General features: G+C 71.9%; 9 protein-coding genes. 7 read left to right on the top strand and 2 right to left on the bottom strand.

The features are described 5' to 3' along the window. Positions 1-266: 266 nt before the first annotated feature. The gene (locus tag ADL25_RS20370; RefSeq protein WP_059129208.1) at positions 267-1,160 is read left to right on the top strand and encodes a biotin--[acetyl-CoA-carboxylase] ligase; all 894 of its coding nucleotides are present in this window, start codon (positions 267-269) and stop codon (positions 1,158-1,160) included. A gap of 165 nt (positions 1,161-1,325) precedes the next feature. Continuing rightward, entirely contained in the window at positions 1,326-2,465 is a 1,140-nt protein-coding gene (locus tag ADL25_RS20365; protein ID WP_059129207.1) for an adenylate/guanylate cyclase domain-containing protein, read from the top strand. Between the two features lie 54 nt (positions 2,466-2,519). On the opposite strand, the gene ADL25_RS20360 is transcribed toward ADL25_RS20365, so the two are convergent. Continuing rightward, a complete protein-coding gene (locus tag ADL25_RS20360) occupies positions 2,520-3,131 on the bottom strand; it encodes a hypothetical protein (protein WP_159044960.1) in 612 nt (203 codons plus the stop codon). Between the two features lie 231 nt (positions 3,132-3,362). On the opposite strand from ADL25_RS20360, the gene ADL25_RS20355 reads away from it, so the two are divergent. The 3 genes from ADL25_RS20355 to hutH all read left to right on the top strand — a co-directional run bounded on the left by ADL25_RS20355 (position 3,363) and on the right by hutH (position 7,034). Next, positions 3,363-4,169 (top strand): enoyl-CoA hydratase/isomerase family protein, encoded by an 807-nt coding sequence (locus ADL25_RS20355; RefSeq protein WP_059129205.1) that lies wholly within the window; start codon positions 3,363-3,365, stop codon positions 4,167-4,169. Positions 4,170-4,272: 103 nt separating this feature from the next. Continuing rightward, positions 4,273-5,412, top strand: a complete 1,140-nt coding sequence (locus ADL25_RS20350; protein WP_059129204.1) for a diguanylate cyclase domain-containing protein — start codon at positions 4,273-4,275, stop codon at positions 5,410-5,412. An 83-nt stretch (positions 5,413-5,495) separates the two neighbouring features. Then, entirely contained in the window at positions 5,496-7,034 is a 1,539-nt protein-coding gene (gene hutH / locus ADL25_RS20345; protein ID WP_059129203.1) for a histidine ammonia-lyase, read from the top strand. A gap of 86 nt (positions 7,035-7,120) precedes the next feature. Here hutH and ADL25_RS20340 read toward each other — a convergent pair whose 3' ends face one another. Continuing rightward, a complete protein-coding gene (locus ADL25_RS20340; protein ID WP_181923144.1) occupies positions 7,121-7,438 on the bottom strand; it encodes a hypothetical protein in 318 nt (105 codons plus the stop codon). 110 nt (positions 7,439-7,548) lie between these two features. On the opposite strand from ADL25_RS20340, the gene ADL25_RS20335 reads away from it, so the two are divergent. Both ADL25_RS20335 and ADL25_RS20330 read left to right on the top strand, forming a co-directional pair. Beyond that, entirely contained in the window at positions 7,549-7,902 is a 354-nt protein-coding gene (locus ADL25_RS20335) for a hypothetical protein (RefSeq protein WP_079050486.1), read from the top strand. Positions 7,903-8,137: 235 nt separating this feature from the next. Beyond that, the gene (locus ADL25_RS20330; RefSeq protein WP_059129209.1) at positions 8,138-9,385 is read left to right on the top strand and encodes a L,D-transpeptidase; all 1,248 of its coding nucleotides are present in this window, start codon (positions 8,138-8,140) and stop codon (positions 9,383-9,385) included. The last annotated feature ends 43 nt before the right edge of the window (positions 9,386-9,428 follow it).

Below are 9,428 nucleotides of genomic sequence, written 5' to 3'. Positions count from 1 at the left end.
GGCGTGCTGCTTCTCCACGGCACGCTCCGAGCCGGCATGCGTCGCCTCCTGCACACGGCGCTGCAGGTCCGCGAGCTTGCCCGCGGTCGTGTGAATGTCGATCTCTTCCGGCTCGGACATCGGGATGCGGCTCCCTGCCTGCTCAGTGGGGACGTGAGAGTGAGTGGTACGAGAATGCTCAGAAGAACGAACGGTTACTCATCCGTAGCGTAGTGGTGTGCCTACCGATCGGCAGTGCGGCGTTGACCACACCTAGGGTGGCTTGCATGATGCCCCGAGATGCCTCAGACGCGAACGACCGGTCGAGCGGCTCCTTCGGCGGCGGCAGCCGCTGGTCGGACCTGGAGCGCCCCCCTCTGAACGCCGACGCGCTGCGCCGGGCGCTGGTGCGGGAGGGCGCGCTGTGGACGCGGCTCGAGGTGGTGCAGCGCACCGGGTCCACCAACTCCGACCTCGTCGCACTCGCCGCGTCCGGCGAGGCCGCCGAGGGCACCGTGCTGGTCGCCGAGGAGCAGAACGCCGGGCGAGGGCGACTGGACCGCACCTGGACCGCCCCGGCCCGCTCCGGACTGTTCTTCTCCGTCCTGCTGAGGCCCGCCGAGGTGCCCGTCGCCCGCTGGGGCTGGCTGCCGCTGCTGGCCGGCGTGGCCGTGGCGACGGGGCTCGCGCGGGCCGCGGGCGTGGACACGGCACTCAAGTGGCCCAACGACCTCCTGGTCACCGTGGGCGACGAGGAGCGCAAGACCGGCGGGATACTCGCCGAGCGCGCCGGGGACGACGGCGTGGTCGTCGGCATCGGCATCAACGTCACGCTCCGTGATAACGAGCTGCCGGTCCCCACGGCGGGCTCCCTGCTCCTCGCGGGAGCCCGCGGCACGGACCGGGACCCCCTGCTGCGTGCGGTGCTGCGCTCCCTGGAGGACCGGTACGGCCGGTGGCGCTCCGCGCTGGGCGACCCGGCGGCGAGCGGCCTCCAGGAGACCTACGCGGCCGGCTGCGCGACGCTGGGCCGGTTCGTACGGGCCGAACTGCCCGGCGACCGGTCCGTCACCGGAGAGGCGGTGGCGATCGACGGCGACGGCCGCCTCGTCCTGGCGACGGAGAACGGGATGCAGGAGCCGGTGGGAGCGGGGGACATCGTGCACCTGCGGCCGGCCTGAGCACCGGCGGGTGCGAGGGCGGGCGGCGGCCGGGGCGGAGCCACCGGGGCGGCCGCCCGGGTGCCGTGTGGCCGACGATGCCGCTGAGGAGTGAGCTACCGCACACCTGCCGTAGAGTTGACCGCGGTCGATACCTGACCGCGGCAGATCGGAAGGGCAGCACGCGTGACCGTCGACGACACGGGCTCGGGCACGGGCGTACACCCCGCCGCCGACGGTGAACCCGGGCGGGACGCACAGGCCGAGTCCGACGAGAACCCCCTGGCGCTCCGGCTCGAGCAGCTGATTCTCGGGGCGGAGCGTCGTTATACCCCCTTCCAGGCGGCACGCAGCGCCGGCGTGTCCATGGAACTCGCGTCCCGCTTCTGGCGGGCGATGGGCTTCGCGGACATAGGGCAGGCCAAGGCGCTCACCGAGGCCGATGTGCTGGCCCTGCGGCGGCTCGCCGGTCTGGTGGAGGCGGGCCTGCTGAGCGAGGCCATGGCGGTGCAGGTGGCCCGGTCGACCGGGCAGACCACCGCCCGCCTGGCCGAGTGGCAGATCGACTCTTTCCTCGAGGGCCTCACCGAGCCCCCCGAGCCCGGCATGACCCGTACCGAGGTGACCTACCCTCTGGTGGAGCTGCTCCTGCCGGAGCTGGAGGAGTTCCTCGTGTACGTGTGGCGGCGCCAGCTCGCCGCCGCGACCGGCCGGGTCGTCCAGGCCGGGGACGACGACGAGATGGTGGACCGCCGTCTCGCGGTCGGTTTCGCCGACCTCGTCGGCTTCACCCGCCTCACCCGCCGTATGGAGGAGGAGGAACTCGGCGAACTCGTCGAGGCGTTCGAGACGACCGCGGCCGACCTGGTCGCCGCGCACGGCGGGCGGCTCATCAAGACGCTGGGCGACGAGGTGCTGTACGCGGCGGACGACGCCGGCACGGCCGCGGAGATCGCCCTGCGCCTCATCGAGACGATGGCGAACGACGAGACCATGCCGGAACTGCGCGTGGGCATCGCCTTCGGCACGGTGACCACCCGGATGGGCGATGTGTTCGGTACGACGGTGAACCTGGCGAGCCGTCTCACCTCGATAGCCCCCCGGGACTCGGTCCTGGTCGACGGCGCCTTCGCGGAGGAGCTGATCCGCACGGGCGAGGCGCCCGCCTCCGAGGCCGAGGCCACCGAGGCCGCGGCCGCCGCGGAGAAGGAGGGCGAGGAGCCGCCCTCCTACCGCTTCGCGCTCCAGCCGATGTGGCAGCGACCCGTGCGCGGCCTCGGCGTCATCGAGCCCTGGCTGCTGGCCCGGCGGGGCGGCTCGTCGTAGTCCCTGTGCGGGCGTCGGGCCATGCGGCCCCGTCTGCGACCCGCGCGGCCCGGATCAAGGGCCGAGGATCGGCAGGCCCCTGACGCACAGTCCGACGATCGGAACACACAGGCCGGGCGGGTCCTGCTCCGGTACCGGCACCTGCGTGGTGGCGGCCGCGGACGGAGTGGGCACGGGGGCGGCCGGAGTCGTGTCCGTCGGGGGCCAGGTCGTACGGGACGGCGTCGGGGCCGACGGTGCTTCGGGGATGCCGGTGGCGGGGTCGGTGACCCGCGCGGCCGCCGAGGACGGCTGCGCGGAGAGGCCCGCGGATGTGCTCGTGGCGCCCATCGCCGTCGCTGACGAGACCGTGGTCGTGGTTCCCGCGCCGGTCGTCCCGGAGGGGTGCCTGCCGTCCGTGGCCGGCCCGGTCTCGACCGTGGCCGCCGTGTCGGTGGCCTCGATCCTCGGCTCGGCCTCCGCGGTCCCGCCTCCTCCCGTGACCGACTCGGGCGCGAGCCGGACGAGGCTCAGGGCCCCGGCGGCGAGCGCGAACCCGCCGACGGCGAGGACCACCCGCCGCCGGCTCGGCTTGCGGTGCCGGCCGGCGGGACGGAACCGGTAGCGGCCCGCCTCGTCGTGGGTCGTCGTAGTGGCCTCGGTGGTGGTGGCTGTGTCGGTCGTCATGCTCATCCCTCCCCGGTATGGCCGCACGCCCCCCGATGCGCCCCAGCGGTGGGCAGATTATGTGGCGATTGGGGGTGGGTGATGGGGAGAGGGCCCGGATGTCACCCGAACGGGGACGGGGGGCGATGATTGGGCCTCGCCGGACGGGGTTCCGCGGCGGCTTTCGCCGGGCCGCTTCGACTGCGATGATCGGAGCCGTCGTAGTTAACCCGCGTTAACCGGGAGGGTGTCATGACGGAGCAGGGGGACGAGCGGCGGTTCGGCGAGTACGTCGTCGTGCGGCGGCACGGGTATGTCGCGGAGCTGGCGCTCGACCGGCCGAAGGCGATGAACGCGGTGTCCACCGAGATGGCGCGTTCGATCACGGCTGCGTGCGCCCATCTCGCCGCCGACCGGGACGCCCGGGTGACGGTGCTGACGTCGACGCACGAGCGGGCGTTCTGCGTGGGCGCCGACCTCAAGGAGCGCAACTCCTTCACGGACGCCGACCTGGTCCGCCAGCGTCCGGTCGCTCGCGGCGCCTACACCGGCGTCCTCGAACTGCCGATGCCGACGGTCGCCGCCGTGCACGGCTTCGCGCTGGGCGGCGGCTTCGAGCTGGCGCTGTCCTGCGATCTGATCGTGGCGGACACCACCGCGGTGGTCGGACTGCCCGAGGTGTCCGTCGGGGTGATCCCGGGCGGCGGCGGGACCCAGCTGCTGCCCCGCCGGGTGGGCGCGGCACGGGCCGCTGAGCTGATCTTCACGGCGCGGCGCCTGGAGGCGGCCGAGGCGCGCGACCTCGGTCTGGTCGACGAGCTCGTGGCGGAGGGCCGGGACCGGGAGGAGGCGCTTGCCTTCGCCGCCCGTATCGCGGCGAACTCCCCGGTGGGCCTGCGTGCCGCGAAGCGCGCCCTGCGCCTTGGGCACGGCCTCGACCTGCGGGCCGGGCTCGAGGTGGAGGACGCGGCGTGGCGGTCCGTGGCGTTCTCGGGAGACCGTGCCGAGGGGGTGGCCGCCTTCAACGAGAAGCGCAGCCCGCAGTGGCCGGGCGAGTAGCCGCCGGGCACCGGCGGCGCCCATGCCGATGAGCGGTCCGTGCGGGCACCCCCATCGCCGCACCGATGTCTCACATTGTCCTGATCGTCCCTAGCCTGGATGCGTGGCTGAGGACAGTCGGCTGACAGCCGTGGTGGCGCTGGCGCAGGGGATGGCGGCGGCGCACAACCCGCGGGAGTCCTGGCGGGCCGCCGCGCTCGGCGCGTGCCGGGCGCTCGCCGGGAGCTTCGCCGCGCTCTCCGTCTGGGAGCGTGAGCGCGGGCGGCTGCGCGTCCTTGTCAATGTGGGCGAGCGGGCGGTCGAGGAGGAGGAGTTCCCGGAGCAGGAGACCTATCCCGTGCACCAGTTCCCGGAGATCACGGAGTTCCTGCACGAGCGCTGGGCGGGCGGTGGTGGGCCGACCGCCTGGGTGGAGACCGCACAGGGCCCGGCCGCGGGGCACGCGGGCTACTGCCATCAGCGGGTCGCCGCCCTGCGCCGGCGCGGGCGCGGCTGCTGCGTCGTCGCTCCCGTGCTGCTGCACGGACGCGCCTGGGGTGAGCTGTATGTCGCCCGCAAGGCCGGAGCTCCCGTCTTCGACGGCGCCGACGCGGAGTTCGCCACCGTCCTCGCCTCTGTGGTCGCGGCCGGTATCGCGCAGACCGAGCGTCTGGAGGAGGTCCGCCGGCTCGCCTTCACCGACGCCCTCACCGGTCTCGCCAACCGCCGTGCCGTCGACGTCCGCCTCGAGGAGGCGATCGAGCGGTATCGCGAGGACGGGGTCGTGGTCTCGCTGGTCGTCTGCGATCTGAACGGCCTCAAGCGGGTCAACGACACCCGTGGGCACGCCGTCGGCGACCGGCTGCTGGAACGCTTCGGCTCGGTCCTGTCCCTGTGCGGCGCGATGCTGCCGGGTGCCCTCGTCGCCCGTCTCGGCGGCGACGAGTTCTGCCTCCTCGCGGTGGGCCCGACGGCCGACGAGGTGGTCCGGGTCGCCGACGAGGTATGCCGCCGTGCCGCCCAGCTGGAGCTCGGGGACGGAGTCGCCTGCGGGGTCGCCTCGACCCAGGACCCGATCGGTACCGTCCGCTCGGCCCGCCGGCTCTTCCGGCTCGCGGACGCGGCCCAGTACCGCGCCAAGGCCGTGCGTGCGGCGAAACCCGTGGTCGCGGGGCGCGAGGGCGCGGACGACCCGGTCGTACGCCTGGCGGACGCGCCGCCGCCCGCCGGCGGCGAGCGTCGCCGGTTCCGCGGACGCCACTGAGAGCGCCGGACGGCGGTAAGGGGTCAACCGGCCATCCAGTAGTGACATCATAGAATTCACTGCGTACGCTCCTGAATATGGATATGCACACAGTGGTGGTCGGGACGGCCGGGGTCACCGTGTCCGACGTTCTCGCCGTGGCGCGCGCGGACGCCCGGATCGAGCTCTCCCAGGAGGCCGTGGCTGCCCTCACGGCGGCCCGCGAGATCGTGGACGCGCTGGCGGCGAAGCCGGAACCCGTGTACGGGGTCAGCACCGGGTTCGGTGCGCTGGCCACCCGGCACATCAGCGCGGAACTGCGCGCGCAGCTGCAGCGCAACATCGTCCGCTCGCACGCGGCCGGCATCGGTCCGCGGGTGGAGCGCGAGGTCGTGCGCGCCCTGATGTTCCTGCGGCTGAAGACCGTCTGCTCCGGGCACACCGGCGTCCGCCCCGAGGTGGCGCAGACCATGGCCGACGTGCTCAACGCCGGGATCACCCCGGTCGTGCACGAGTACGGCTCGCTCGGCTGCTCCGGCGATCTGGCCCCGCTGTCCCACTGTGCGCTGACGCTCCTGGGCGAGGGCGAGGCGGAAGGTCCCGACGGTGTGGTGCGGCCGGCCGCCGAACTCCTCGCCGAGCACGGCATCGACCCCGTCGAACTGCACGAGAAGGAGGGCCTAGCCCTCCTCAACGGCACCGACGGCATGCTCGGCATGCTGATCATGGCACTCGCGGACCTCGACAGGCTCTACAAGTCGGCCGACGTCACGGCCGCGCTGTCGATGGAGGCGCTCCTCGGCACGGACAAGGTGCTCGCGCCGGAGCTGCACGCCATCCGCCCGCACCCCGGTCAGGGGGCGTCGGCCGCCAACATGCTCGCGGTGCTGAAGGGTTCGGGCCTGACGGGCCATCACCAGGACGACGCGCCGCGCGTCCAGGACGCCTACTCGGTGCGGTGCGCCCCCCAGGTCGCGGGCGCCGGCCGGGACACGCTGGCGCACGCCCGCCTGGTCGCCGAGCGCGAACTGGCCTCCGCGGTCGACAATCCGGTGGTGCTCGCGGACGGCCGCGTCGAGTCGAACGGCAACTTCCACGGCGCCCCGGTGGCCTATGTCCTGGACTTCCTGGCGATCGCGGCGGCGGACCTGGCCTCGATCGCCGAGCGCCGCACCGACCGCCTGCTCGACAAGAACCGTTCGCACGGCCTTCCGCCGTTCCTCGCGGACGACCCGGGCGTCGACTCCGGTCTGATGATCGCTCAGTACACGCAGGCGGCGCTGGTGAGCGAGATGAAGCGGCTGGCCGTTCCGGCCTCGGCCGACTCGATCCCGTCCTCCGCGATGCAGGAGGACCACGTCTCCATGGGCTGGTCGGCCGCGCGCAAGCTGCGTACCGCGGTGGACAACCTCACCCGGGTTCTGGCGATCGAGCTGTACGCGGCGACACGGGCCGTCGAACTGCGCGAGGGGCTGACCCCGGCCCCCGCCACCCGGGCGGCGATCACCGCCCTGCGTGAGGCGGGCGCCGAGGGTCCCGGCCCGGACCGCTTCCTGGCTCCCGACCTGGCGGCCGCGGACGCCTTCGTGCGGGACGGGCGGCTGGTCGCCTCGGTGGAGGCGGTCACCGGGGGGCTGCAGTAGCTCGGGAGCGAGCGGGCCCGGATCACGACCTGCGGCAGCTGAGTCGTCCCTGCCGGACGTCGTCCGGCAGGGACGCGCCGAGCGACTCAGAGGTCCAGCCGCTCCCGGCGCACCGAGTACGCGACGAACCCCGCGCCCAGGCACAGGAAGAGGGTGCCTCCGATCACGTACGGCGTGGTGTTCACGGCTCCCGTGTCGGCCAGTTGGGTGCCGGCCGCCGTGGCGTCCTCGCCCGTGTCCGTCTGCGTGGACGTGTGCAGGGACACCGAGGTCTGGTCTCTTGATGTGTCCTGCGTCGCGTTGGCGGACGGGACGAACCACAGGGCCCCCAGCAGGGTCCCGGCGGCGGTGGCGGTCAGCAACGTCCGGCGAGTGGTGGACGTCGATCGACGTGCGGCGGACACGAAATACCGATCCCCCTGTGGCGCTTGCGAATTGGCCGTGTAGGGCGATGCTAGTGAAAGGCGCGGGTCGCGGGAAAGTCGCGCCCCCTCAGGGCCGTACGCTGCCCGCCATGAGCACTTCTGAGACATCACGCTTTGTGCGCCTTCGCGTCGATCTGATCCTCGAGGTCCAGGACGCCGACACCGTCACCAAGGCCGCCCTGCGCCGGATCGAGGATGACGCGGATATGCCCGACGGTGAGCGCGCCTACACCGAGAGCGCAGTGACGGAGGACACAGCCGAGGCCCTCGCCTACCTGGTCGACCCGTCCGCCCTGGTCAGCGATGTGCCCGGGGTGGAACTCGCCCAGGCTTCCTGGAGCAGTGAGGAAATCGACTACGACGCGGACTCGCCGGACTGGGTCCTCGGCGAGGATGATGAAACGGATGGCGAAGAGGACGACGAGGAGGTCGGACTCCGCTGACGTGTCTTGGGGAAATCGTGACCCCGGGCGGCAACCGGCGCCCGGGGTTCCGTCGTCTTCAGTGACGTTCCCAGGCGTCCCGCACGACGCGGGCACCCCCCAGTACCGTTGCACCGACGTGGCGTGGCCCACACATCCGCCGGATGTGGAACGGGGGCGGCCGGTCGTACCGTTGATGATTCTTACGGGAACTCAAGGGGTTTTGGGAATTACGGCAACGATGGAGAAGCGTGTGATGACGAACAGTAAGCGGAAGGGTCTTGCGACCGCGTCCGCACTGCTCGGCGGAATGCTCGTGCTCACCGCGTGCAGCGGAGGCAGCGAGGCGGCCGGCGACAAGGGTGGCGACTCCACCTCGCAGGCCAAGGTCGACGAGGCGGCAGCCCAGAAGGCCTCCGAGGCGGAGATCACGATCACACCGTCGGACGGGTCCGACAACGCCTCCATCAACAACGCGGCCAAGGTGACGGTCGCCAAGGGCACCCTCTCCGACGTCACCATGACCACGGAGTCGGGGACCGCCGTCTCCGGGCAGATATCCGCGGACAAGAAGAGCTGGGCGCCCAGCGGCCAGCTGGAGCGGGCGACCACCTACAAGGTCACCGCGACCGCCAAGGACTCCCAGGGCCGTGACGCGCACGAGAACGCCTCGTTCACGACCGTGGCCCCGGACCACTCCTTCATAGGCAATTTCACGCCGGAGAACGGTTCGACCGTCGGCGTCGGCATGCCGGTCTCGATCAACTTCGACAAGGCGATCTCCAACAAGGCCGCCGTGCAGAAGGGGATCACGGTCACCTCCAGCAGCGGGCAGCAGGTCGCCGGGCACTGGTTCAACGCCAACCGGCTCGACTTCCGCCCCGAGCAGTACTGGAAGGAAGGCTCCACCGTCACCCTGAAGCTCAACCTCGACGGCGTCGAGGGCGCGAGCGGCGTGTACGGCGTGCAGCAGAAGACGGTCACCTTCAAGATCGGCCGCAACCAGGTCTCGTACGTCGACGCGAAGACCAAGCAGATGAAGATCACCCAGAACGGCAAGGTCGTCAAGACCATCCCGATCTCCGCCGGTGCGCCCGACCACACCACCTACCAGGGGCAGATGGTGATCTCCGAGAAGTTCACCCAGACCCGGATGAACGGTGCGACAGTCGGCTTCAAGGACTCGGACGGCAAGGGCGAGTACGACATCAAGGACGTGCCGCACGCCATGCGCCTGACCACGTCGGGCACCTTCATCCACGGCAACTACTGGGGTGCGCCCTCCGTCTTCGGCAGCGTCAACACCAGCCACGGCTGTGTGGGCCTCCAGGACAAGAAGGGCGCGAACGACCCCAACACCCCGGCCGCGTGGTTCTACGAGCACTCGATGATCGGCGACGTCGTGGTCGTCAGCAACACCGGTGACAGGACCGTGTCGCCCGACAACGGCCTCAACGGCTGGAACATGAGCTGGTCCCAGTGGACGGCGGGCTCCGCGGCCTGACGCCGAACGGCCCTGCCGGCACCACCACTTCACCGAGGCGCCC

It is taken from the genome of Streptomyces sp. NRRL F-5122, from assembly GCF_001507435.1.
GTDB lineage: Bacteria > Actinomycetota > Actinomycetes > Streptomycetales > Streptomycetaceae > Streptomyces > Streptomyces lannensis.
Note: the sequence above shows the minus strand (reverse complement) of the source record. Positions and strands in the feature narration are given on the sequence as shown.

Excerpts from the sequence above, each read along its gene's own strand:
- ADL25_RS20370 (WP_059129208.1), top strand. The coding sequence starts at position 267 with ATGATGCCCCGAGATGCCTCAGACGCGAACGACCGGTCGAGCGGCTCC.
- ADL25_RS20360 (WP_159044960.1), bottom strand. The coding sequence starts at position 3,131 with ATGACGACCGACACAGCCACCACCACCGAGGCCACTACGACGACCCAC.
- ADL25_RS20355 (WP_059129205.1), top strand. The coding sequence starts at position 3,363 with ATGACGGAGCAGGGGGACGAGCGGCGGTTCGGCGAGTACGTCGTCGTG.
- hutH (WP_059129203.1), top strand. The coding sequence starts at position 5,496 with ATGCACACAGTGGTGGTCGGGACGGCCGGGGTCACCGTGTCCGACGTT.
- ADL25_RS20335 (WP_079050486.1), top strand. The coding sequence starts at position 7,549 with ATGAGCACTTCTGAGACATCACGCTTTGTGCGCCTTCGCGTCGATCTG.
- ADL25_RS20330 (WP_059129209.1), top strand. The coding sequence starts at position 8,138 with ATGACGAACAGTAAGCGGAAGGGTCTTGCGACCGCGTCCGCACTGCTC.